Consider the following 24,437-nt stretch of genomic DNA (forward strand, 5'->3'; position numbering starts at 1 on the left):
ACGAAGGTGGGCCCCGCATGGCCCTCAACCAAGATCGAGAACAGGTTTAAAGAAGGCGTGTCTCAAACGCCCTTCAGAACACGATCGAGTGCCGCCCGGCCTGCAGGTCCCCAATGCGGCTTGCCGCCGGGAAGGCCTCGTTCTCCGTTCTGCCCCATGAGCATCAGGAAGAGGCTCTTCACCGCGGCCAGCCCGCGGGCGCGCCGGATCGCCGCCTCGTCTGCGTGCGCGTACATGCCGAAGAACCGTGAGGCCATGCCCGCGGGTAGCAGCACCCATGCGGCGGCGAGGTCCCACGCCGGGTCGCCGGCGAACATGGCACCGAAGTCGACGATGCCGGAGAGCGTTCCGTCCGAGACGACGACGTTCGCGGGATGGAGGTCGCCGTGCACCCACACCGGCGGGCCCTCCCACGCGTCGGCCGCAACGGCGTCGTCCCAGACGGCCCGGACGTCGGCAGAGATGTCGTTGGGGCCAACGGCCTGGAAGAAGTTCTCGTAGCCGTCCGTGCAGTTCCTGGGATGGGCACCGAAGTCCGTAGAGATCGGCGCCTCGGCGGGCACCTCGACGTGGAGCGCCCGGAGGAAGCCCGCCAGCGTGTCGGCCGCGTGGGCACCGCGGCTGATCGAGCCGTGGTCCAGCGGCTCACTGGGAACCCACGTCATCACGGTCCAGTACTCGGGAAAGCGCTCGGACGGTTCACCGAACCGCACCGGGAGCGGCAAGCGCGGGGCCAGCACCGGTAGCCACCATCGTTCCTTCAGCTGGAGCTTCGGAAGCGAAGTGTTGGAGGCGCTGCTTGTGAACACCGCACCGCGGTGCGCCTCGTCATGCGCGCCAGACGCTGACCACTTCGCTCCGCCCCACCGGCTGACCTGCTTCAATCACGGTGGGCGCTTCCCCTTATGGGAGACCTCCGTAGTGTCCGAAGACTTCGGGACGGTTGATCGCCGTCCTCTGGCAACGGTTCTTGCCGCCAATCTCATTTCGATCGCGAGGAATTGCCTCACCTGCATGGGCGTACCGTGGTTCGTGCTGCATAGCACGGGCAGTGCCGCCAAGGGTGGGATCGTGGCGTTCTGCACACTGCTGCCCGCAGTGCCCGCTGCGCTCGTCAGCGGTCCGGTCATCGACCGGATGAGCCGACGGCGGGTGAGTGTCGCCTCAGATCTCGCCTGCGGGGTCGCCGTTGCGGCGATCCCGCTGCTGCAGTTCGCCGGCATCCTGCAGTTCTGGATGCTGTGCATGCTGATGGCGATGACAGGGCTGGTCCGGGCGCCGGGTGAAACCGCTCGCGGCATCCTGTTGCCCACGCTCGCCGAACGCACCGGAATGCCGCTGACCAGGGCCGCCAGGCTGTATGACGGTGCGGCACGCTGCGCGGCGCTGACGGTATCCGCTCTCGGAGGTGTGCTGATCGCCGTACTCGGAGCCGAGAACGTCCTGTTGGTAGATGCCGCGACCTTCGCCGTGGCCGCGCCACTGTTCGCGTTCGGAGTGCGCGGCCTCCCCGAGGCACGGGCCCAGTGACGGGCCGAGCCGATATCGCTGCGGGCCTACCGTCGTGAACTCGCTGACGGCTATTGCTTCGTGGCGGACGCGCCGCTGCTACTGGGCCTGTGCCTGATGACGCTGGTCACCACGAGCCTCGACCAGGGATGGAGCGCCGTGCTCCTGCCCGTGCATGCCCGTGAGGAGCTTGGCGGTGCCGTCGATCTCGGTCTGCTGAACGCGGCGTTCGGGGTTTGCGCTCTCACGGGGGCGCTGGTCTATGGGGCGGTGGGCAGCCGCTTTCGGCGGTGGCCCGTGTTCACGATCGCCTTTCTCATCCTTGACCTGTCCCAGGACCTGGATCAGTGCGGTGGTGTCGTAAGACCCACCACACCCACAGAACCAACGAAAAACTCAGTAGGCCCGGATTTTGGGTCACGGCCGCATCCGCCGTCGCGCGGGCCGCCCAGGTCAGCGAGACGACGGTCCGCAAGGGCGTGGACGAGTTGGAGGCCGGCGAGGAGCCAATGAACCGGGTCCGCGGGCCCGGTGGTGGTCGGAAGAAGGCCGTGGACCTTGATCCGGGTCTTCGGTCCGCGCTGCCGGCACTGGTGGAGCCTGACGAGCGGGGCGATCCGATGTCGCCGCTGGGCTGGACGGTGAAGTCGACCGGAAGCCTCGCAGCCGAGCTCACACGTCTAGGGCGCCGGGTGCCGTGCCGGTCCGGCAGACGGCTCAGGCCAGCGATCGGCAGGGCGGTTGCAGGCCCGGGTACGCAACCCGGCTGGCGATGAGCAGTTCCTGGATGTCGCGCAGGGGTGTGCCTTCGGCATCCTGCGCGTGTCTGGCCCAGCTGCCGTCCGGGCCCAGGTGCCAGGACGCGGTCCCGTGGGACATTCCGAGGTCGAGCAGCTCGGACAGCTGTGCCCGGTGTTTGGGGGCGTTGACCCGAACGAGGGCCTCGATGCGGCGGTCGAGGTTGCGGTGCATCATGTCCGCGCTGCCGATCCAGACTTCGGGGGCGCCGCCGTTGGCGAAGGCGAAGATCCGCGAGTGCTCCAGGAAGCGTCCGAGGATGCTGCGCACCCGGATGTTCTCGCTCAGCCCGGGCACGCCTGGCCGGATCGCGCAGACGCCGCGCACCCACGCGTCCACACGCACTCCCGCCTGGGAGGCGCGGTAGAGCGCGTCGATCAGTTGTTCGTCCACGATCGAGTTGATTTTGAACTTGACGTATGCGGGCCTTCCGGCCTTGTGATGCGCGATCTCGGAGCGGATGCGCGAGACCAGCGTGTCCCGCAGGCCGCGCGGCGATGTGAGCAGTCGGCGGTAGTTGTGCTGGCGGGAGTAGCCGGAGAGCCGGTTGAACAGGTTGGACAGGTCGGCGCCGACGTCCGGGTCCGCGGTGAGCAGTCCGAGGTCCTCGTAGAGCCGGGCGGTCTTGGGATGGTAGTTGCCGGTACCGATGTGGCTGTAGCGGCGCAGTGTTTCGCCTTCCTGGCGGATCACCAGTGAGAGCTTGCAGTGGGTTTTCAGCCCGATCAGGCCGTAGACCACGTGGCAGCCTGCCCGTACCAGCGTGCGGGCCAACTTGATGTTGGCGTGCTCGTCGAACCGGGCCTTGATCTCGACGAGGACCAGCACCTGCTTGCCCGCGTCGGCGGCGTCGATCAGTGCGTCGACGATCGGCGAGTCGCCCGAGGTGCGGTACAGCGTCTGCTTGATCGCCAGTACGTGCGGGTCGGCCGCGGCCTGTTCCAGGAAGGCCTGGACCGAGGCGGCGAAGCTGTCGTACGGGTGGTGCAGCAGTACATCGCGCTCGCGCATCACGGCCAAGATGTCCGGCTGCGAGGCGGATGTGACGTCGGACAGGACGTCGCACGCGGTGCCGGCCACGAACGCGGGGTACTTCAGCTCGGGTCGGTCCTGGTCCGCCAAGCCCAGCAGGCCGGTCAGGTCGAGCGGCCCGGGCAGTGCGAAGACCTCGGCCTCGGTGATGTTCAGTTCGCGTACCAGCAGATCGAGCAAGAAGGGGTCGATCGACTCCTCCACCTCAAGGCGCACCGGCGGGCCGAAGGGGCGACGCATCAGCTCGGTCTCCAGCGCTGTCAGGATGTTCTCGGCGTCGTCCTCCTCGACCTCCAGGTCCTCGTTGCGGGTAACCCGGAAGGCGTCGTGGGCAAGCGTCTCCATCCCTGGGAACAGGTACTCCAGGTGCGCGCCGATGACGTCCTCCAGGGGCACGAACCGCTGCGGGGAGACCTCGAGGAACCGGGAAAGGGACTGCGGGACCTTGACCCTGGCGAAGTGTCTTTGCCCGGAGGCAGGGTTGCGCACCACCACCGCGAGGTTCAGCGAGAGACCCGACACGTACGGGAACGGGCGGGCAGGGTCCACCGCGAGCGGAGTCAGGACGGGGAAGATCTGCTCGCGGAAGAGGGTGTGCAGGTGGGCCTGTTCCTTCGCCGACGCGTCCGGCCAGCGGATCAGCTCGATGCCCTCGGCTGCGAGATGCGGCCGGACCTCGTGCTGGAAGGCCGCGGCGTGCCGAGCCATCAGCGTGCGGGACCTGCTCCAGATCTGCTTCAGGACCTCTCCCGGGTGCGACCCGGACGCGGAGCACTGGGCCACCCCTGTCGCGATCCGATGCTTGAGACCAGCGACCCGGACCATGAAGAACTCGTCCAGGTTGCTTGCGAAGATGGCGAGGAACCTGGCCCGCTCCAGCAACGGGACCTGCGGGTCCTCGGCGAGCTCCAGCACTCGCTCGTTGAACGCCAGCCAACTGCGCTCCCGGTCGAGGAACCGCCTGTGCGGCAGCTGCTGGCCGTCCGACAGCTCCTGCGTCTGTGGTCCTGCCCACGTCAGCGGTTCGGAGTCGGTTCGTCTCGATGGCACAAGATGCGTGGTCATCAGGCTACTTTAAGTTATATATCCTTTATGTCGCCATTTGTGAATCTTGTAAGCCGTGGAGCCTCGACGGTCCGGCCGTATCGCGATCCGGCCGCCGTCGGTTCCGACTCCGCGTTCGGCTCGTTCGGCTCCGACGTGAGGGTGCGGTGGGCTTCCGTCTTCGCGGCTGCGACGCCGGATCGCGCCGCGAGCTCGGCTCGGCCGGAGCTGACGGGGCGGACCGCGGTCCGGGATCCGGATCGGTGACCCTTTCACATTGAAATACTCATACTTGTCGCGTATCTCTGGACTCGCCCGTCAGAGTGGCCACCTCATCAACAAAAGACCGAAATGATCCCTATTTGCCAGATCCTCTTGACATGGTGCAACTTGTTTTATTTTGGGGCCGAGTGTCCTGTCTGCAGGAAGACACCTGCCCGGCCCTTCGAGCCGGGCATCCGTCAGGACAGGGATCGACGGGACGAGGAGCACATGGTGGTGACCGCGCGGAGCGACATGCTGCGGGAGGAGAATCGGACCGCCGCCGAAGGCTGCGGAACCGAGCAGATCCAGTCGGCTGAAATGCCGAGCAGAGGGCCTGTCGAGGAGAGCGAGCCGGCCCTGGCCGACGGCACAGAGCCGCTCGACGCGACGGCAGTGCTCGAAGCGGCGCCTGCGGCCGACGTGGCGCCCGCGGCTGAAGCGACGCCCGCAGCCGACATCACGGCCGGGGGCGACGGCTCCGCCCCGGTGGCCGGCATCGAGCCGATCACGCTCGCCGAGAACCCCGCACCGGCCGTTGCGGCCGCCCCTGTAGCCCAGGCCGACGCGGTCGGACCGTCCGTGAGCCCGCCTGCGTATTTCCCCGGGCGCCCCGCCGCCGCGCCGCGGACGCTGCTGGACGTGTTCGAGGCCACGGTACGGGCCCACCCGCACGAGACGGCGCTCGACGACGGCCGTAACGCCCTCAGCTACCGGGCCCTGGCCACCGAGGTCGAGGAACTGCGCCGGAGGCTCGCGACCGCGGGCGTCGGCGCGGGCGACCGGGTGGGAATCCGGGTCCCGTCGGGCACCAACGACCTCTACATCGGCATCCTGGCCGCCCTCGCCGTAGGCGCCGCGTACGTCCCCGTCGACGCCGAGGACCCGGACGAGCGCGCGAAGTTCGTCTTCGGCGAGGCTTCGGTGACGGCCGTCCTCGGGGCACAGCACCGTCTCACTCTGACGCGAAGCGGTGCCGCCCCCACCCCCCAGCGCCCTCCCAGGCCCGAGGACGACGCCTGGATCATCTTCACCTCCGGCTCCACCGGAAGGCCCAAGGGCGTCGCCGTCACCCACCGCAGCGCGGCGGCGTTCGTCGATGCCGAGGCCGGGCTTTTCCTGCGGGAGAAGCCGATCGGGCCCGGTGACCGGGTGATGGCCGGCCTGTCGGTCGCCTTCGACGCCTCCTGCGAGGAGATGTGGCTCGCGTGGCGCAGTGGCGCGTGCCTGGTACCTGTACCGCGCTCCCAGGTCCGCGGCGGCGCCGACCTGGGCTCCTGGCTCGCCGAGCAGGAGATCACAGTGGTCTCCACGGTGCCCACGCTGGCCGCGCTGTGGCCGGCCGAGTCACTCGACGAGGTACGGCTGCTGATCTTCGGCGGTGAGGCGTGCCCGCCCGAACTGGTCGACCGTCTGGTCACCGAGGGCCGCGAGGTCTGGAACACCTACGGCCCCACCGAGGCGACCGTAGTGGCCTGCGCCGCCATCCTGACCGGTCGGGGACCGGTCAGGATCGGCCTGCCGCTGGACGGCTGGGAGCTGGCCGTGGTGGACGAGGCCGGCGTACCCGTGCCGATGGGCGGCAGCGGCCAGCTCATCATCGGCGGGGCCGGCCTGGCCCGTTACCTCGACCCCGCCAAGGACGCCGAGAAGTACGCTCCGCTGGAATCCCTCGGCTGGTCGCGCGCCTACCGCAGCGGCGACCTCGTCCGGGCCGACCCCGACGGGCTGGTGTTCCTGGGCCGCGCCGACGAGCAGGTCAAGCTCGGCGGCCGCCGGATCGAGCTCGCCGAGGTGGACGCCGCGCTCCAGGCGCTGCCCGGCGTGGCCGGCGCCGCCACGGCGGTCCGCACCGCCCGGCACGGCAACCAGCTCCTGGTCGGCTACGTGGTGACCACCGCCGGCTGGGATCGGGCCGCGGCCGTCGACCTCCTGCGCGCGCAGCTGCCGGCCGCCCTCGTGCCGCTGCTCGCCTCCGTCGACGTGCTGCCCACCCTCACCTCGGGCAAGGTGGACCGCGCGGCCCTGCCGTGGCCGCTGCCCGGCGCCACGGAGGGCAGCGGGAAACCGGTCACAGGGGACACCGCCGCGCACCTCAACGCTACCGAGGCGTGGATCGCCGAGCAGTGGGCCGAGGTCCTCGGCATGCCGGTCACCGACGCCCGCGACGACTTCTTCGTGATCGGCGGCAACAGCCTGGCCGCCGCCCAGCTCACCACTCTGCTGCGCTGCCGCCACCCGGCGGTTGCCGTACTCGACATCTACCAGCACCCCACGATCCGCAAGCTCGCCCGGATGCTGGAGGCCACCGCACGCACCGAGACCAGGGCGCACGAGGTCGCGCCCGTCCCGACCCGTGCCAAGATCGTCCAGCTGCTCTTGCTGCTGCCTCTGTTCACCCTGGTCGGGCTGCGCTGGACGGTGGCGTTGCTGGCCCTCGGCAACGTTCTGGCGTGGTTCGGCGGGTTCCCGTGGGCACCGACCGCCTCCTGGTGGCTGGTGACGGCCGCAGGCGCGGTGCTGTTCAGCCCGCCAGGCCGGCTCGCGCTCTCCGCGGCAGGGGCGCGCTGGCTGCTCGCCGGGGTCCGCCCCGGCAGTTACCCACGCGGCGGCAGCGTCCACCTGCGGCTGTGGGCCGCTGAGCGGTTCGCCGAGGTCACCGGGGCGACATCCCTGTCCGGGGCGTGGCTGATCCGATACGGCCGTGCCCTCGGTGCCCGGATCGGCCCCGACGTGGACCTGCACTCCCTGCCGCCGGTCACCGGGATACTCAAACTCGGCCGGGGCTGCGCCATCGAGGCAGAGGTAGACCTGTCCGGCCACTGGGTCGACGGCGACCGGCTGCACATCGGAGCAGTGAAGGTCGGCCCCGACGCGGTCGTCGGCACCCGCAGCATCCTGCTGCCCGGCACCCGCGTCGGCAAACGAGCCCAGGTCGCAGCCGGCTCCAGCATCACCGGGCAGGTACCCGCAGGCCGGCACTGGGCCGGCGCGCCCGCCGTCGAACGCGGCCGGGCCGAACGCCGCTGGCCCAAGCACCGCCCCCCGCGTCGGGCCCGATGGGTTGCTGCCTACGGCGCCAGCGGATACGCACTGAGCCTGTTCCCGATGGCCGCCGCGGTCCCCGCCCTCGCCGTGGTCGGCGCCATCATTCCGGTCGGCGCCGGCCTCGGCGGCGCGCTGCGCGGCGCGCTGGCCGCCCTGGTTCCCGCCACCTTGGCCTTCGGACTGGCCTACGCCGTGCTGCTGTGCGCCGCCGTTCGGCTGCTGAGCATCGGACTGCGCCCCGGCTGGCACCCCCTGCACAGCAGCACGGGCTGGCAGGCATGGACCGTCAGCCAGCTGATGGACGCGGCCCGGCAGTGGCTCTTCCCACTCTACGCAGGGCTGATCACCCCCAGCTGGCTACGCGCATTGGGCATGAAGATCGGCCGCCGGGCCGAGGTGTCCACCGTGCTGGCACTGCCGAGCCTGACCACCATCGGCGACGGCGCCTTCCTGGCCGACGACGCCCTGGTCGCCCCGTACCAGCTCGGCGGCGGCTGGCTGCGGATCGGCGCCGCAGAGATCGGCGAGCGGGCCTTCCTCGGCAACTCCGGGATGACCGCCCCCGGGCGTACCGTGCCCGACCGCGGATTGGTGGGTGTGCTGTCGGCCACACCGAAGAAGACCAAGAAGGGCCGCTCCTACCTGGGGATGCCGCCGGTACGCCTGCCCCGCTCGGCCGACAGCGCCGATCAGAGCCTGACCTACGCACCGCCGGCCCGCCTGGTGTGGGCGCGCGGCCTGGTCGAGGTGTGCCGGCTGGTCCCCGTCCTGGCCTCCGGGGCCCTTGCCGTCCTGACCCTGGCCGCACTCGCCGAACTGGCAGAGGCCGGCTCCCCGCTCTTGACGGCGCTGGCCTCCGGCGTCGTGCTGCTGGCCGCAGGCACCGCGGCGGCCATCGTGTCCATCAGCGCCAAGTGGTTGCTCGTCGGCCGGTTCCGGGCCGTGGAACGCCCGCTGTGGAGCGGCTTCGTGTGGCGCAACGAGCTCGCGGACACCTTCGTCGAGGTACTGGCGGTGCCCTGGCTGGTCGGCTCGGTGACCGGCACCCCGGCGATGAGTCTGTGGCTGCGCGGACTGGGGGCCACGATCGGTCGGGGCGTGTGGTGTGAGAGCTACTGGCTGCCCGAGGCCGACCTGGTCACCCTGGAGGACGCGGTGAGCGTCAACCGGGGCTGTGTCCTGCAGACCCACCTCTTTCACGACCGCATTATGCGGATGGATACGGTGGTCATGCGCGCAGGCGCGACAATCGGACCGGGCGGGATCGTGCTACCGGGCTGCGAGGTCGGCGCCCGCAGCACGCTGGGACCGGCCTCACTGGTCATGCGCGGCGAGTCCATCCCGCCGGACAGCCGGTGGCTCGGCAACCCGGCCCAGGCCTGGGCCGGGCATGGTGAGGCACGTCCCGACGCAGCACGATCCGCGGACCACGAGAGAGAGCAAGACCGTTGAGGCAGAAGCAGGCAGCCGCCCCGGACACGGACCCCTACTTCCCCGCCCACGGTGACACCCGCTACCGGATCCACCGCTACGAGCTCGCGCTGGCCTACCGGCCCACAGCCAACCGGCTCAGCGGGACCGCACGCCTCAGCGGCGTGGCCGACCGCGGGCCGCTGCGTGAGTTCTCCCTGGACCTGGCCGACTTCCGGCTGAACCGGGTGACGGTCGACGGCCGCACCACGCACTACACCCACCGGGGCGGCAAACTGCGGATTCGCCCGGAAAGGACGCTGGAGGCAGGAGCGGCGTTCACCGTCGAGGTGCACTACGCCGGCAATCCGGCACCGATTCGCAGCCACTGGGGCGGTCTGGGCTGGGAGGAGCTGACCGACGGCGCGCTGGTCGCCAGCCAGCCGATCGGCGCCCCCTCCTGGTACCCGTGCAACGACCGCCCCGGAGACAAGGCGTCCTACCAGATATCGCTCACCGCACCGTCCCCGTACACCGTGGTCGTCGGCGGCCGACTGCTTGCCAGGACCACCCGGGCCAGCAGCACCACCTGGGTGTACGAACAACCCGCGCCCACCCCCAGCTACCTGGTCGGCGTCTCCATCGGCCGGTACGAAACCGTACCGTTCACCAGCCGGGCCTCATCGTTCGACGCCCGCCGGCCTGTGCCGCAGACGGCATACGTACCGGCCCGGCTGGTGCCCGAGTTCACCAGGGACTTCGCCCGGCAGCCACAAATGATGAAGTATTTCGAGGATGTCTTTGGGCCGTATCCGTTCAACGAGTACGCCGTGGTCGTCGCGGACGAGGAACTCGATGTCCCGGTGGAGGCGCAGGGGCTGGCCACCTTCGGGACGAACCACCTCGACGGGCAGGGCGGCTCGGAACGCCTGGTCGCCCACGAACTGGCTCACCAGTGGTTCGGCAACAGCCTCACCGTCGCGGACTGGCGGCACATATGGCTCAACGAAGGCTTCGCCAAATACGCGGAGTGGCTTTGGTCCGAGCATGCCGGAGGTCCAACCGTCCAGATCCTGGCCGCGCGGGCACACGCCCATCTGCGGCAGCATCGGCAGGACCTGCGGCTCGCCGATCCGGGACGGCGATTGATGTTCGACGACCGCTTGTACGCACGCGGCGGGCTGGCAGTCCACGCCGTGCGCTGCGCTCTGGGCGAGGACCCCTTCTTCCGGATGCTCAAGGGCTGGACGACGATACACCGCCACGGCCTGGTGACGACCACCGACTTCGCAGCCCACGCCCAGCAGTACACCGCCCGGCCGCTCGGCCCGGTCATCGACGCGTGGGTATGGCAGTCCGTGCTGCCGCCACTGTCGACTCCGGGATAGGCCAGCGCGATGGTCTGCGGGGGAGTGCCAGTAAAGCGTCGTCATTTCGATGTCGGAGGCGTGGCCCTAGCCTCGCGCTTTCATGAAGTGTGCTGTTCGGAGCGTGAGCATGAGAGGTAGAGGTAGGGCTGACCTGCAACGACAGGATCTCTGAGGACGCTACGACCGCGAGTCGGGGAGCACTTCTCAGGTGAATCGCTGCGTCGGATCGCACATGCATGTCCGCGTAAAGCGGCGGTTGTGGAGTGGTTACCCAGACCGGGTTGAACGTTGGTGGCGGCGGGCTGTCGCCAGACAGCATCGGGATACCCGTAACCTTTGCGACACCCTCCTGGCCCTTGCCTTCGTGGTCGCGCTACGCCGGAACCGCTAGAACGACATCAGCCTGCCCGTGGGGCATAGTGACCGCGACGGGTGGCCGAGGGATTCCATCGACAGCCTTCCGATTGATCGAGGAGGATCGTTCTCAGCAGGGGCGGCCGTGGTCGATCAGCGTGTATCCGCAGCGGACACGCCGCAGCGTTGCCCCAGCAGAGGTGGAGGAACTCTCCCCCGGAATCGAGGTCAACCGGAGAACCACACAGTTCTGGCGACCCAGGCCATAGCCAACAAGCACGCCATGCCCGCCGCCAGAAGCACCGGGACAGCACTGAGCCCTTTCCAACCTGGCTGTGGCGTCGGTGTGTTGGTGGGTAGGGGTTGTACGGAACAGTGAAGTTCCTGGTAGACGGGTTCTCGACCAAGATCACCCGTGTCCGCCAGGAGCTTCGCGTGCTTGTCTGCCCGTCGTCGATCGATCTGTCCAGCCGCACGCTGCAGCACCTGACGAGGCAACTGGCCTCTCACCGGCGGGAGACAGGTACGCGATGGCGGCGTCCGCCCGTCGGTCGTCAGGCCCTGCTCGCCCTGGCCCACCTGCGATGCGGCGACACGTGCGCCCAGTTCGCCGCGGGGGTCGAGATCGGTATCGCGGCTGTCTACCGCTGCACACGCGAGGCCGTCGAAGTGCCGGCCGCTCAGGCGCAGACCCTGGCCGAGGCAATGACGACCGTCCGGACGAAGGCGTACGTGATCCTGGACGGCACCCTCCTGCCCATCGACCGGATCGCCGCCGACACCCCGTACCACTCCGGAAAACAGAAGCGCTACGGCATGAACGTCCAGGTCGTCACGGATCCCTTCGGTCGACTGCTGTGGGCTTCCGCGGCCCTGCCCGGCTCCACCCACGACCTGACCGCCGCGCGCGAACACGGCATCATCGACGCGCTCGCAACGGCAGGGCTGAAGTGCTGGGCGGACAAGGCGTACCAAGGGGCCGGCCGCAATGTCCGCGTACCTTTCCGGGGCCGCCGGCTCAAGCGCTGGAAGCGACGGCACAACAGCACCCACGCCGAAATCCGGTGCCTCGGCGAGCAGGCCATGGCCGTCCTGAAGGGCGGGCGCCTGCTGCGCAAGCTCCGCTGCAGCACCAACCGGATCACCAACATCGTGAAGGCCGTCGTCGTCCTTCACCACGCCTCAACTTGAGGTTGGAAAGGGCTCCCTCTGCCCTCGGACGTGTCTGTTAACTCGGTCGTCCGGTCAGCGGTCCACCCAGTCCGGTGCCCACACGTCGTGCGGGGTTCGCGGGCCTGCGGTGCGCAGATGGCCGCGTAGCGCGGTCAGCACGGGGTGCTGGTCTCCGCTGCGGAAGAGCAGCATGTGCGGGTAGACCGGGGTCGGATTGTGCAACGGGATGCGCCGTAGGTCGTGGGTCTGCGGCCACAGGTACCGGTCACCTCTGCCGATGAGGGTGGCCAGAGAGGCCGAGTCGGCCAGCGCGTCCATCAGGGCCTCGTCACCGAAGTTGGGGCCGAGCGCGTCGATGCTCAGGCCGAAGGCCTCGGACAGCGCCTGGTAGAACGCCGCCCACTCCGTGCCTGGCCTGATCCCGGGGATCCAGATGCGGTGGCCGGCCAGGTCCGCAGGACTGACCCAGGGGGCGTTCGCCAAGGGGTGGCCGGGCCCGACCAGGAGCTCCAGGGTGCGTCCAGGAGTCGTTCGGCGCTGATCCCGGCCGGGACCTGGTCTGCCGGCAGGGCACGGAAGGACGCGTCGACGGTCCCTTCGAGCACCGCCTGGGCGGCCTGGGCAGCGTTCTCCTTGCTCAGCGTGACCGCGTCCAGGTCTGTCTCGGGGTGGGAGCGGTAGAACCGGTAGACGGCCTGGGCCGGGGAGATGCGCCGATTGAGGACATCGACGCGCAAGGGACGGCTGCCGGGGCGCACGGCCTGTTCGGCCTGCTCGACGGCCGCCAGGACCTTTTTGGTGTGCGGCAGGAAGACCTGCCCGTCCAGGCTCAGCCGGGAGCCTCGGGAGGTTCGCACCAGGAGCGTGACCTCGAGGTGTCTCTCCAGGGCTGCGATCCGCTTGGAGACCGCCTGCTGGCTGATCCCCAACTCGTCGGCCGCGGCTTGGAACTGGCCGGTCCCGGCGACGGCCGCGAACGTCCGCAGCGCTTCAACATCCACGCTTTCACCCTACCCACAACCGTTGGTTGTGGCTGTTGTGGTGCCGGGTTGTTTGATCGATTGTCCTGCGCGGTGGTGGGATCAGCGCATGTCTACCCGCACAGAGCAGGTCATGTATGTCCGGACGCCTGAGTTCACGCGTCATGCGGAGCGGATCGTGGAGGTGACCGATGCGACGTCTCGACTGAATGTGCTTCCGTTCAGCGACAGCGAAGGTCGCGCGGAACTACTTTCTGTTGTGTTCGGTGGCCCGCTGCCGGAGTCCGTGGTGATCTACCCGCCGTTCTTTACCGAGTACGGGCTGAACACGACCTTCGGGGAGAACGTCTTCGTCAACCAGGGGTGCACCTTCATGGACAGGGGAGGCATCCGTATCGGCAACGGCGTCATGATCGCCCCGAAGGTCAGCCTTATCACGGGAGGCCATCCACTGCCCCTGGCCGAGCGCCGCGAGTACCTCTCCTTCGCCCCGATCGTTATCGAGGACGACGTCTGGATCGGGACGGCTGCCGTGATCACGCAGGGGGTGAGCATCGGGGCCGGTTCGGTGGTCGCTGCCGGTGCGGTGGTCACTCGTGATGTTCCTGCCGACACCGTGGTCGCGGGAGTGCCCGCCCGGGTGATCAAGGCCATCGACTGAGCCCTGCCGAACTGCCGGGCCGGGTGCACAGCACCTCTACGGTCTGATCCTGATGCCTCGTCATGCCTGCCTGACCGGCCGGCAGTGGGACCGCATCCGATACCGGTCGTCCCGGCATGCCGTGGGCCGGTCACCGCCGCATGATGGAGGCGATCGTCTACCGGTACCGTACCGGTATTCCTTGGCGAGACCTCCCAGCCAGGTTCGGGTCCTGGAAGACCGCGTGCTCGGCGTCCTGCTCGCCCGCGCGGAGGACGATGGGCTGATCGACTGGCGGGTGGCGGTGGACTCCACTACCACCCGGGCCCACCAGCACCCATCGCCCCGAGAAGTGCCGGGGGACGTCCGGCGGACACCCGGCCGATGCCGTCACTGGCGGACTGGCATCTCACTACAGGGGGCTGGCTCTCGGTCTTCGAGGACACCGAGCGTTTTGGTTCGGCGCTCCTGAATCTTGAGGTTCCTGATCTGGACGAGGCTCTTGCACAGCTCAAGGAACGCGGTTTGGCTGCGGGGCCGGTGCAGGCCGGCGGTACGCGCACCCGGTTCGCTGCCCTGGAAGACCCGGACGGCAACCGGGTCACCCTCCTGGAGAACCCCGTGGCCTGACCCTCGGACAGCGCAGGGACAGGGCCGCGCTGACGGTCAGCACTTCTTGGACCAGTCGGTTCGGGGGCCTGTGCGGGTGGCTCTGTTCACGTCGCAGAGCAGCATTTCTGTCCTTGGACAACGAAGTCAGGCGTTGATCAGTTGTCCGACCTGGGCGGACCGGGTTGGGTGGCAAGAACCTTGATGACGGCTGGTTGGCTTCGGCTGCGCGCGACGGGGCTTCGGTGAGCCAACCAGCAGGTCTGACTCGGCGGCACGCTCAGCGGACAGAGAGTTCCGGTCCACACTCACCACGGTTGGTCTCGCACTCGCTGATCGGGCCGGCGTCTGCCTGGCCAGGGTCATCGGGGTGGACGTCAGTCGTTTCACGGTTCTGCGGCCGCGTGATCGTTGCGGGGCTGTCGTAGGAGGACGAATTCCGATGGTTGAACTCCCGCCGTGATCAGTTGCCCGACAGTCTCTGCGGGGTGGTGGCCCGGAAGGCGCGCCGGTACGCCGCCGGGGTCATTGCCAGCGCCCGGTGAAAGTGCTGGCGCAGGCTGTCCGCGCTGCCCAGCCCGCTGCGCTCCGCCACCGTGTCCACTCCCAGATCCGTCGTCTCCAGCAGTTCCCGCGCCCGCGCCAGCCGCTGCTGGTTGAGCCACTTCAGCGGGGTGGCGCCCACCTCCGCCGCGAAGCGGCGGCCGAACGTCCGCGTGCTCATCCCCGCCCGGGATGCCAACTCGGCGATCGTCAGCGACCGGTGGAGCCGGGACAGCGCCCAGTCCAGCACCGGCCCGAGGCTCTCCGCCTGCGGTGGGACAGGAGCTGGCGGTAGCGCGTACTGAGTCTGGTCGCCCTCCCGATGCGGGGCCACGACCATCCGGCGGCCGACCTCCGCCGCCGCTGCCATGCCGTAGTCGCCGCGCACGATGTGCAGGCACAGATCGATGGCCGCGGCCGTGCCCGCACTGGTGAGGATCGAGCCGTCGTCGACGTACAAGGAACGGTCGTCGACGCGTATGTACGGATAGCGGCGGCGCAACTCCTCCGCGTACATCCAGTGGGTCGCCGCCGGACGCCCGTCCAGCAGCCCGGCTGCGGCCAGCACGAACGCCCCCGAACAGAGGGAGGCGATCCGCGCCCCGCGGGCATGCGCCTCACGCAACGCCTTGAGCAGGGCGGCCGGCGGTTCGTAGCCGTCCATCATGCAGGCAGGGACCACGATCAGATCCGCCTCGCACAGCGACTCAAGGCCGTACTCGGCCTCCAGGCGCAGACCGCCAGGGGCGCGCTGGGCGCCTTGCGAGGAGGTGGCGCACAGCGTCAGCTCGTACCCCTCGCCCGCGAACACCGCGCACGGCACGGCCAGTTCGAACAGCGAGGTCTCCTCCAGCAGGATCACCACCACACGAAGCACCATGGCGCAAATCTAGGGGAAACTGACGTTTTCGCCAATGGTGCGACGGAGACGCCGACCGGATGGTGGGGGCATGGCATGGAACTCACTGACCACACCCGGCCACCGCCTGGCCCTCGCCGGGATCTCGGCGATCGGCGTGACCTTCGGTTTCGCGCGGTACGGATACGGCCTCTTCCTCCCCGAACTGCGCGAGGAGTTCGGACTCTCCGTCTCCCTCGTCGGGCTGATCGGCAGCGCCACCTACGTCGGCTATCTGGCCGCACTGCTGATGGTGGGCGCCCTCATCGCGCGCTGCGGGCCGCGCCCGCTCGTTCTCGCCGGCGGGCTCTCCGCCGCCGTCGGAATGGCGCTTGTGGCGCTCGCTCAGGGGCCGGGGCTGCTGATCACCGGGCTGATCCTCGCCGGTACGAGCTCCGGCTGGACCTGGGCCCCCTACTCCGACGCGGTCGACCGGATGGTGCCGACCGGGCGGCGCGAGCGCCTTTTGGGCACCATCGCCAGCGGCACCGCCTTCGCCGTCGTGGTCGCGGGCCCCCTGGCGCTGCTCGCCCACGGCAGCGGATGGCGGTACGCCTGGCTGGCCTTCGCCCTGGCAGCGCTGGCATCGACCGCGTACAACGCCCGTGTGCTACACAGAGGTTCGGGCCGACGGACACGGAGCAGCAGTCGGCCGACGTACCGTCGCAGCGCACTGCCGCTCCTGCTCACCGCCGTCATCTACGGCCTCGTCGGCGCCGTCTACTGGTCTTTCGCCGTCGAAGCGGTCACCGACGCGGCGGGTACCGGTTCCGCAACCGCGCCCCTCTTCTGGTCCCTGATGGGCGCGGCCGGCACGGCGGGCGCGCTGACCGGCCACGCCATCGCGCGGTACGGACTGCGCCGTGTCCACACCGGGCTTTTCTTCGGCATCGCCGTCGCGGTCGCCCTGCTTGGCCTCGCTCCCGGCTCGCTCCCCGCAGTCGCCCTCTCTGCCCTGCTCTACGGCCCGTGCTTCATGGCTGGATCCGGGATGCTCGGGGTGTGGAGCTACCGTGTCTTTCCCGAGCGGCCCTCCGCCGGCTTCAGCCTCACCGTCTTCTTCCTGGGGCTGGGCACGGTCGCGGGACCTGCGCTGCTCGGCGCGTACGCCGAACTTCATGGCCTGCGAGCAGCGTTCCTCGTCACGGCGGGCGCCACGGCACTTGCCCTGGTGTGCGCTCCGAGCCGTAGCACGCGCGAGCACGAAAGCCATCAGGGAAAGGACCAGGACACCGGGACTTCGGAGCGGGACCGAGGCCAACCCGCCAACGCGTTTACCTCACAGGACGAGATTCGTTGGCAAGGAAGCGACAAGGACTGGGTTCGCTGACAAACGCCTCGATTGAATGACCGCAGACAGACCTCCTCGGGAGGCGCTTGCCTCACCCGGATCTCGATGTCGATGAGAACGGAAGGCACCCGCCAGCACTCGGCAACGGCGGGACGACGGCCGCCCCCTACGCCCGTAGCCAGCGCTTTTGTCACGGGCCCCGAACGAGCGGCACACGGCGTCTCGCCGGTCGGCATCGAGCCGCCGTCCGAAGCCATCGACCTTCGACGTGGGCAGCGCCTCCCGAACTGCCCGAGAAACGCTGCTCCTCGTCATCGACAGAGCCAGTCTGACCGACTCGGGAAGCGGTGGGGGGCTTGGAGGCCATGACCTAGACGGTAGCCGAGCAGATACACAGGGCCGGGAGGGGGCCATGGCTGCCTGCCCGCAGGGTCTCTTCAGTGCCTGTAGGCGACAGGGTGGGCTGCGATGCGGGCGCGGTCGCCTGACGGCTGTTGAGTCCGGACCATGCAGGCTGTTCGCTGAGTCCGCCGCATCTTCCAGCCGGCCGGAGAGTTCCGCCAGCTGCCGCCGACCGAGGTGCTGCGTGAGATCACCGAGGATCAGTGGCTGAGCACCTACCGGGGTCGGGACGTCGGCATAGTGGGGGCTCGCGTCGCGCCCGACATCGTCCCGGACGCGGCCGCACTGGGCGTGGCCTCCTGGCGCTGGCGCAACAACACCGCGGTGGAAGACCACCATCTGGAAACAGACATGCCGGTGGCGTGCCCCAACACCGTCGCCACACGCGTTACCCCCCCTGCAGAACGTCCTCGACCTCGCCTCCACCGGGCCGTCCCACCTGGCAGACGACGGACATCCTGAGCCGGTCGGACTACAGCGTGTCGCAGTGGGGAGCGAGCGCCGAAGCGCTCAGGCCGCTGGCGAGGTAGGTGTCGACGGTGTGAAAGTCAACGGTCGACATGTGGGCTTCATGGTGTGAGTCGACGGGGAAGCGGTCGCCCAGGCGGCGGGGGAGCGCTACCAGGTCACCGGCCTCGGCGATGTTGGCCCAATGGCGAATGCATGGGGACCGTGTTCCGTTGCCGGACGTGTCGGGCGCCGGATCCAGCATGTCGAACACGGCTCCGGGTACCCCGAGCGGAGAGCCGACCGTAACCAGGACCTCGACACCGAGACCGGGATGGGCGCGGGATCGGAGGTCGGCGGTGGTGGCCGCGCCGTTGAGAGCGGCGCGGGCGGCGGCGGTGAGGGCCGCGGTGCGTTCGCCGTCGGCGGCGGTGAGGGTGTCGGCAGCGGGGGCGAGCGCGTCGAGGAGGGGCGAGTCGCCGATCTGCGCGCCGCCGATGCGGCTGATGGTGGCCAGCGCGTTGGTGCTGGCGGCGGCCAGTGCGGGGATGTCCGCCGTCGTCTCGTTGCCGAGTGCACGGGACAGCTGGTCGAAGAAGAGTCCGAACAGGGGGCCGCTGGTGCCGCCGACGTGGTCACGGAACTTGGCGGCGAGTGCGCTCATGCCGGCGGTGCCGTCCTGGCGGGCCGTGCGGCGGCGCCCTCCACTCCGCGGGCCCAGTTGTCGCCGAAGTCCCCGTCCCTGACGCTCTGGTCGAGCCGGGTCAGGGCCGCGTGCACGATCTTCGTGAGCCGCGAGAGGCGTTCCAGCGTGTCGCGTCGCCCGGGCGTTCGCGCGGCGGGCGCTCGGACCGGTGTGTCCTCGGGCCCGGCATTGCCGGTAGCGTCGCCGCTGGTGTGGGGGCTGGCGGGCCCGGGGAGGTGCAGGGCGGTCTGTGAGGGAGTGGACCACAGGTCGAGCCAGCCGGGGCGGAGCGCGGTGAGCTCTCTTTTCGCTCAGCCCTGGCCACGGCGGACCCAGGTTGACCCGTGCGCCCATTCGAGGGCCTTGCGGACGTGCTGCGAGCCGGAGGCGGCGTGGAGGGCATGTATGCGGAGCGAGGTGACCTTGGGATTCGTGAGGAGATCAGCTGTGTACGCAGTCGTTCGGCGGTACGAAGGGGTAACTGATCCTGCCGAGGCGGCACGCCGAGTGGGGGATGGATTCGTGCCCCTTCTGCGTCAAGTCCCCGGTTTCGTGGCCTACTACTGGGTCGACGCCGGAGATGGAGTGATGCTCTCCACCAGCGTCTACGAAGACCAAGCAGGGGCCGACGAGTCAGTCAGGAGGGCGGCGGACTTCGTACGGGACAACCTCGCGTCACTGCTTCCCCACCCTCCTCAGGTCACAGCCGGCCCGGTGGTGGCTGGTGGGTAGCGACCTGCGCGGCGGCGCCGGGCCCGCAGTGTCCTCGTGCTGCTGACCTGGCGATTCACGAAACTCCGGGCAGAGCCAATTTCGAAGATCGTCATCACCCTGCGCCTGGACAAGCTCCACCAGGCCAACGAAGCCCTACACCGACAACTCCAGCACGCCGATGCCACCGTCACACTCCTGCCCGCCCCGCCGTAACGAGGTCGTTAGCGTCTTCCGGTCGGCGCCTGCCGCTTCTCAACGGCCAGTCCTTGACCCCGCTGCACGACCCATCTGCGGGGCTTCCGATGACGAGGCATCACCAGGGGTTCACACTGTTCAGCCTGTCGGCCTTCCCCGTGACCTTTAGCTCCCAGATGGAACGGGAGCCCTTGGGCCTGGAGACCTGAGCTTCGCCCCCCCGCCGTTACCAGCGACGCACGTCAGGCCGGGGACAGATCCTCGAACACTGATCCGTAACTACACCTTCGGCATCAGCCGACCTCCTTCGATGAAGCTCACTCAACTCGTGCGACTTTCGTGTCGCACCCCGGCCTCGGAGTACTACGGCGGCTCCGCCCCGTCCCCAACCGATCAGCGGTCGATGCGCTCAGCCCCGGCAGCCTGATGGAGACAGGTGACAGGGCGAGGTTTGGGACGGCTCCCGTGTTCACTGTGGTTCGCTCGATGAAGGAGGAGCCCGACTGTATCCCTGCGGCATCGCCACGAGTACGCCGCAGGCTTTCCTCGTGCGCCTTTCGGCCAGCTTTCGTATACCGGCCCAGGAGTTGTCAGACCACCCGAAAGGATGACCTGCATACGCACCGCTACCGGCCCTGATCTGCCAGGTTCGAGCCGGAGGCACTTTAAGAGACGTAAAACGCCGGTTCCTCGCGTACTCCTCTCCATCACGCTTGCCGGACCCGCCCCATCTGGCAGTACTGGAATCGTCCCGGCGTTGTCAGGGCCGCTCTCACCCTCCCCGGCATCACCCGGATCAGGCTGCCCTCAGCTTCAACCCGACTGCTGCGACAGCGGGTTGGTGCAGGTCTTCCACCTCCACTCGAACCAACAGCGCCTCACGGCGCAAACAAGATCAGCGCCAGAGCCCACAACTTCGTACGCGGTAGTGCACTCAAAGGAGTACGCGGACACCACCTCGGCATCCCCGCACGCCGCCGTCCGCAGGAGTCCGAATGACGTCCCCAGACCGATGCCTCGAAGCAACGAGCTGTCACCGAAGGATGACGCTCACACCTCGTTCCTCGAAGATCTCCAGGAGGAGGTCGAACATCACAAGCTCGCGATCACCAGCGGGCACGCGTTCCGCCAACCGCGTCCGCGCCTCGGCAGAGAAGTCCCAGTGCAAGGTGAACGGAGTGGTCGCGCCCCAGCCGCCTCTCAGACAGTCGTCCAGAGCGTCCAGGTTCCAGCCGAAGTAGCCACCGGGTCCGTTGATGGCCTCACCGATCGCGCAGTAGAAGGTGTCCCGGTCAACGATGTGTCGGCCGTCCAAGGTGAACACCTGGCCTGCAGACGCATCGGACTTCCCTTGGCGTTGGTACTCCCGGGACCACAGGGCCACCGACAGCCACGCGTGTCGGTCCTTGGGTGCGAGTTCGTGCCACATTCCGGTGTGGTTCAGGTGACCGCTGCGGACCAGCTCCCACGGTTGTTCCGCTCCGGGCAGGGCGTTGTCGCACCAGAGCGTCACCGTGGGGTCGACGAGGCCGGCACCACTGGCGGAGGGCCTGACGTCGATGACGGTGACCTCGTTGACGAAGTAGGACCCCATGGTGGCACCGTCACCGTCGAGGAGCTCGAACCAGGCGTTCCCCGCCACGGCACGACGACTGCCGACGTGGTCAACGCACCTCAGTAGGCCACCCTGCGGGAGGCAACCCGCGAGATGCACTCGGCGAGCTCCTTCCTCATCCGGCAGCGGCGTGAACAAACCCTCGGCCTCGTGAGCGAAGCCCCAGAAGTCGCTGTCGTCCTCGTCCGAGGTCAGCGAGTACTTCTGCCCCTCGCTGCTCCGCCCTGATGTTCGCATCGCACCCCCAAAGAAAGTGCTGATCTTACCGACGACGGGGGACTTGCTCGGCAGTCGCCGAGTCCACCACCCCTGCCCGCATCTCATCCATCTCGGAGGCCCTTTGACGAGTCACATACCCGCCTTCACCCGTGAGAGTGAAGTGCAGAGAAGTGAAGGTGAGTGCAGACGTGGCACCCACCCCGGCCGGTGCCCCAACCTGCACGGACAGCCCGCGTACGGCACCGGCTCGCGCGTCGTCCTAACGACCGCGCACCTCGATCACACGCCGGAGAACTGCGATCCTATTGGTAGCCCCGGCTATCGGAACCTGCGGAATGCTGAGGAGCAACAGGCGGCGATCGCGTCGGGAGGGTCTGCTGTCGCCGTCAGGATCGCGGGGCCCATGGGTCGTCGTGCGCCGTCGGATCAGACTGTTCGGGGTGGAGCAATTCTTGGACGCAGCGCCGCAGTCCCGTCTCGTTCGATCCGCCGGCGGCGGCCATCCAGGGCAGGTCGTCCATGGCGTGGGCGCGCTCGTCGGTGGAGAGGTTGTCGACGACGGCGCGCAGGTCGTCGGGGGCGGGTTCGTCAGTGAGGCAGAGCCAGCCGATCGCGGCGGCCAGCCGGTCCTCGGGAGCTTGCGCCCGGTCCCGCCAGCGTTCTCGCATCCACACGGTGGTCGGCGGATGGGGGTGGGCACGGGTGCTTTCGGCCGTGGCGAAGACCAGGGCGGCGCGGACAATCGGGTCCTGCTCGGCGTCGAGCCAGGTGCGGAAGGCAGCACGGACCGCGCGGTCGAGGTCGGTAGCGGCGGCCAAGGCGTAGGCGGCGCGGATCCGGATCGCAGGCTCGGGGTCGTGCAGAAGGGGCTTCAGGAGGGTGGCGTCGGCGGTGACCGCGGCCCGGGCGGCGGCAACCGACCAGCCCGCCGGGTAGCCGGTCACCTCGACCCCGTAGTCGTCGTAGAGGTCCTCGTGCTGGGTGTCGGCGCGGTGGAGCAGCAGTTCGCTGCGGGAGGCGACGCCGAAGTAGCGGGCGCGGGCCGGGGAGGAGACTTCAGCGAGCGCGTCGGCCCGGCATGGGTGTCGGGGGTCGGCAGCGATCCGGATCAGGAATGGTACGGCGAGCACAGCGGCGGCCCGCATGTCGTTGGTGCACAGGCCGCTCACAACACCCGTTCCGGTGCGAACGGATGAACTGCCAGTACAGAGCAGGTCAATGGCCTCCCTGACGTGATCCCCCTGCGGGAAGTTCTCCCAGGGGACTTCATCGAGCAGGAAACCGTCCTTGACCTCGGGCCGCATCGCGGCCACCACCGCACGCACATCGAACGGCCCGCCCACGAATGAGGACAGGTCCGCCCCGTCCGCCAACGCTCGGCACATCGCGAACGTCGGATCAGTTCCCCACTCGCCCACGTCACACCACCCCGCCCGCTGAGTCCGATCGGAGTAGATCATGCCCGAGCGGACCGACATCGCTGTCGAGGCACTGCCCACGCGCCGACGGGGGGGGCGAACGCGAGGCCGGTGCTTCCCCAAGCAGGCCGTACGGACGGGTGATCGTCAGGCCTTGCTGTTCGAAGCTGGACGTTAAACGACAAGCTGACGGAAAGGGTTAAATGACCGGTCCTCGGCGGGTCAATCGCCTCAACGGCGAATTCCCGCGTCAGAATGACCGCACTATCCCTTACCGGCCCGGATCCCTCGATTTCGGGGCAGTTGGCCAGGACGTTCTTCAGATGGAGGTGTTCGGTCTCGGAGAGGGCTTCCGGGCGGCGGAGTACCCACCCGGCGACGGCCCGGGGCGAGGGCGGACGGGCTGTCACGGGCCGCGGCGAGGTGCGCTTCTGGCGGAGGTAGGCGCGAACGCGCTGGTAGCTGCCCTGATAGCCGAGCGGGACGATCTCTTCCCACAGTTTCCAGGCGTTGGTGCGGCCCTCGTTCCAACGGTCGTCGAGGTAGGGCTTGTACTCGTCGAGGACGGAGGCCCGCATCTGCCACTGACCGGTGAAGAGGTCTTCCGGCCGGGCGGCGTCCGCGTACCGTTTGACGGTTCGGCTCGTCATGCCGAGCTGCCGCTGGATCGCGCGACGGCTATGCCCTGCCTCGACCAGGGCGTGGACAGTGGCGTGGACGGTTCGGGTGCGGTCGGCAAACCGGTGGCCGGTCGGCCACGGTGAGCCGGACGACTCCTCAGTCGGGTCGGTCTCCGCCTCGGTCGGTTCAGGCGTCTCGGGTACCAGGACTCGCAGACATTGCCGGTGCTGGGCGATGCTCCGCTCGGCGGCCTCGCTGAGGTTGTGCCAGAGGTGCCACCGGTCCGCGACCTGCACGGCCTGCGGAGCACCGGCGCTGGCTCCCTCGGCAAAGAACGGTGCACGGTCCCGGCAGACAACCTCGATTCCGGGCCGCTGGACCAACCACGCGGCCAGGCTCGATGACTCCCGGTCGGGCAGCAGATCGACGGGCCGGCGGGTTTCGACGTCGACGAGGACGGTGCCGTAGTGGCGGCCCTTGCGGGTGGCGTATTCGTCGACGCCGACCACCCGCGGAGCGGGCACTTCCGGCTCGGGAAGCGCGTCGAGCAGCCGCAGGACGGTGCTGCGACTGACAGGCGCACCAACTATGGCGGCCAGGCGGGAGCCGGCCCGGCCCGCGAGGGCGAGACCGATCGCGGCCAGGGTCGAGTTCAGCCGCTCGGTCCGCTGGCTGTTCCTTCGGGTCAGGCCAGGTATCTGCTCGACGAACGTGCGACGTCCGCACTCGGCGTTCCGGCAGGTGAACCTGCGAACCCGCAACTGGAGTACGACACTTCGCCCCGCACTCGGAACATCAGCAGGAAACCGCAGGTAGGAACCGTGAACCCGGGCAGACCACGTTCCACAACCCGGACACGAGGCACCCGCGGCCGTGCACCGCACATCAACACGCACTATCGCGACATTCACGTCCACCGACAGCACCGCGACGTCCGCGATCGACGGGAACAACAACTCATCCAGCCGGAGCAAGATCTCATTCACAGCACCGCACTGTCAGCCCAGTCACTCGCGCTACTGCTCGTTTTGAGGCAACTTCCCGAGGTACCACAAGTGGTTCAGTCTGCACTCACAGTGCTCGGGCACACAACCTGAGCCAGAGCCACTACTCGTGAATAAAGCCACTGGGACGGCACCGGAAGCCAGTGCCGCCTGACCG

General features: G+C 68.8%; 15 protein-coding genes and 2 pseudogenes. 9 read left to right on the forward strand and 8 right to left on the reverse strand.

The genetic code is table 11. The annotated features are described in order from the left end of the window. Positions 1-62: 62 nt before the first annotated feature. Positions 63-884: a phosphotransferase gene (locus ACFTZC_RS08810; RefSeq protein WP_382888061.1), complete on the reverse strand. Its 822-nt coding sequence runs from the start codon at positions 882-884 to the stop codon at positions 63-65. 37 nt (positions 885-921) lie between these two features. Between ACFTZC_RS08810 and ACFTZC_RS08815 the strand changes: the two genes are divergently transcribed. Both ACFTZC_RS08815 and ACFTZC_RS08820 read left to right on the forward strand, forming a co-directional pair. Beyond that, positions 922-1,530, forward strand: a complete 609-nt coding sequence (locus ACFTZC_RS08815; protein WP_382888063.1) for an MFS transporter — start codon at positions 922-924, stop codon at positions 1,528-1,530. Positions 1,531-1,918: 388 nt separating this feature from the next. Further along, positions 1,919-2,204 (forward strand): annotated as a pseudogene (locus ACFTZC_RS08820) (ISAzo13 family transposase); the annotation flags it as partial. Positions 2,205-2,226: 22 nt separating this feature from the next. Here the strand turns inward: ACFTZC_RS08820 and ACFTZC_RS08825 are convergent. Next, positions 2,227-4,404 carry an RNA degradosome polyphosphate kinase gene (locus ACFTZC_RS08825; RefSeq protein ID WP_382888064.1) on the reverse strand — a complete coding sequence of 726 codons (2,178 nt, stop codon included), beginning with the start codon at positions 4,402-4,404 and terminating at the stop codon, positions 2,227-2,229. A gap of 477 nt (positions 4,405-4,881) precedes the next feature. On the opposite strand from ACFTZC_RS08825, the gene ACFTZC_RS08830 reads away from it, so the two are divergent. The 3 genes from ACFTZC_RS08830 to ACFTZC_RS08840 all read left to right on the forward strand — a co-directional run bounded on the left by ACFTZC_RS08830 (position 4,882) and on the right by ACFTZC_RS08840 (position 12,017). After that, a complete protein-coding gene (locus ACFTZC_RS08830) occupies positions 4,882-9,144 on the forward strand; it encodes a Pls/PosA family non-ribosomal peptide synthetase (protein WP_382888065.1) in 4,263 nt (1,420 codons plus the stop codon). After that, positions 9,141-10,490: a M1 family metallopeptidase gene (locus ACFTZC_RS08835; protein ID WP_382888066.1), complete on the forward strand. Its 1,350-nt coding sequence runs from the start codon at positions 9,141-9,143 to the stop codon at positions 10,488-10,490. The genes ACFTZC_RS08830 and ACFTZC_RS08835 overlap by 4 nt, the downstream gene beginning before the upstream one ends. A 771-nt stretch (positions 10,491-11,261) precedes the next feature. Further along, positions 11,262-12,017, forward strand: coding sequence for a transposase family protein (locus ACFTZC_RS08840; protein WP_382888067.1), 756 nt, complete (start codon positions 11,262-11,264; stop codon positions 12,015-12,017). 54 nt (positions 12,018-12,071) lie between these two features. Here the strand turns inward: ACFTZC_RS08840 and ACFTZC_RS08845 are convergent. Then, positions 12,072-13,000, reverse strand: a pseudogene (locus tag ACFTZC_RS08845) (LysR family transcriptional regulator). A 112-nt stretch (positions 13,001-13,112) separates the two neighbouring features. Here ACFTZC_RS08845 and ACFTZC_RS08850 point away from each other — a divergent pair. From ACFTZC_RS08850 to ACFTZC_RS08860, 3 genes are all read left to right on the forward strand, one after another. Beyond that, the gene (locus tag ACFTZC_RS08850) at positions 13,113-13,640 is read left to right on the forward strand and encodes a sugar O-acetyltransferase (protein ID WP_382888114.1); all 528 of its coding nucleotides are present in this window, start codon (positions 13,113-13,115) and stop codon (positions 13,638-13,640) included. Between the two features lie 143 nt (positions 13,641-13,783). After that, positions 13,784-13,906, forward strand: a complete 123-nt coding sequence (locus ACFTZC_RS08855; RefSeq protein WP_382888115.1) for a transposase — start codon at positions 13,784-13,786, stop codon at positions 13,904-13,906. A gap of 97 nt (positions 13,907-14,003) precedes the next feature. Beyond that, positions 14,004-14,249, forward strand: a complete 246-nt coding sequence (locus ACFTZC_RS08860) for a VOC family protein (RefSeq protein ID WP_382888069.1) — start codon at positions 14,004-14,006, stop codon at positions 14,247-14,249. A 442-nt stretch (positions 14,250-14,691) separates the two neighbouring features. Here ACFTZC_RS08860 and ACFTZC_RS08865 read toward each other — a convergent pair whose 3' ends face one another. After that, positions 14,692-15,651 carry a helix-turn-helix domain-containing protein gene (locus ACFTZC_RS08865; RefSeq protein ID WP_382888070.1) on the reverse strand — a complete coding sequence of 320 codons (960 nt, stop codon included), beginning with the start codon at positions 15,649-15,651 and terminating at the stop codon, positions 14,692-14,694. A gap of 70 nt (positions 15,652-15,721) precedes the next feature. On the opposite strand from ACFTZC_RS08865, the gene ACFTZC_RS08870 reads away from it, so the two are divergent. Beyond that, complete coding sequence (locus ACFTZC_RS08870) at positions 15,722-16,999, forward strand: MFS transporter (RefSeq protein ID WP_382888071.1); 1,278 nt, start codon at positions 15,722-15,724, stop codon at positions 16,997-16,999. A gap of 835 nt (positions 17,000-17,834) precedes the next feature. On the opposite strand, the gene ACFTZC_RS08875 is transcribed toward ACFTZC_RS08870, so the two are convergent. The 4 genes from ACFTZC_RS08875 to ACFTZC_RS08890 form a co-directional block, all read right to left on the reverse strand. Continuing rightward, positions 17,835-18,473 carry a DAK2 domain-containing protein gene (locus ACFTZC_RS08875; protein ID WP_382888072.1) on the reverse strand — a complete coding sequence of 213 codons (639 nt, stop codon included), beginning with the start codon at positions 18,471-18,473 and terminating at the stop codon, positions 17,835-17,837. Positions 18,474-20,436: 1,963 nt separating this feature from the next. Next, positions 20,437-21,045, reverse strand: a complete 609-nt coding sequence (locus tag ACFTZC_RS08880; protein WP_382888073.1) for a barstar family protein — start codon at positions 21,043-21,045, stop codon at positions 20,437-20,439. A gap of 578 nt (positions 21,046-21,623) precedes the next feature. After that, positions 21,624-22,610, reverse strand: coding sequence for a hypothetical protein (locus tag ACFTZC_RS08885; RefSeq protein ID WP_382888074.1), 987 nt, complete (start codon positions 22,608-22,610; stop codon positions 21,624-21,626). Between the two features lie 83 nt (positions 22,611-22,693). Then, positions 22,694-24,262, reverse strand: a complete 1,569-nt coding sequence (locus ACFTZC_RS08890) for an ISL3 family transposase (protein WP_382888075.1) — start codon at positions 24,260-24,262, stop codon at positions 22,694-22,696. Positions 24,263-24,437 lie beyond the last annotated feature (175 nt).

This window comes from Streptomyces sp. NPDC056987 (assembly GCF_042673865.1).
In the GTDB taxonomy this organism is placed as follows: domain Bacteria; phylum Actinomycetota; class Actinomycetes; order Streptomycetales; family Streptomycetaceae; genus Streptomyces.

Coding starts and splice junctions, on each gene's coding strand:
- ACFTZC_RS08860 (WP_382888069.1), top strand. CDS start 14,004: ATGCCGTCACTGGCGGACTGGCATCTCACTACAGGGGGCTGGCTCTCG.
- ACFTZC_RS08850 (WP_382888114.1), top strand. CDS start 13,113: ATGTATGTCCGGACGCCTGAGTTCACGCGTCATGCGGAGCGGATCGTG.
- ACFTZC_RS08875 (WP_382888072.1), bottom strand. CDS start 18,473: ATGAGCGCACTCGCCGCCAAGTTCCGTGACCACGTCGGCGGCACCAGC.
- ACFTZC_RS08870 (WP_382888071.1), top strand. CDS start 15,722: ATGGCATGGAACTCACTGACCACACCCGGCCACCGCCTGGCCCTCGCC.
- ACFTZC_RS08825 (WP_382888064.1), bottom strand. CDS start 4,404: ATGACCACGCATCTTGTGCCATCGAGACGAACCGACTCCGAACCGCTG.
- ACFTZC_RS08865 (WP_382888070.1), bottom strand. CDS start 15,651: ATGGTGCTTCGTGTGGTGGTGATCCTGCTGGAGGAGACCTCGCTGTTC.
- ACFTZC_RS08855 (WP_382888115.1), top strand. CDS start 13,784: ATGGAGGCGATCGTCTACCGGTACCGTACCGGTATTCCTTGGCGAGAC.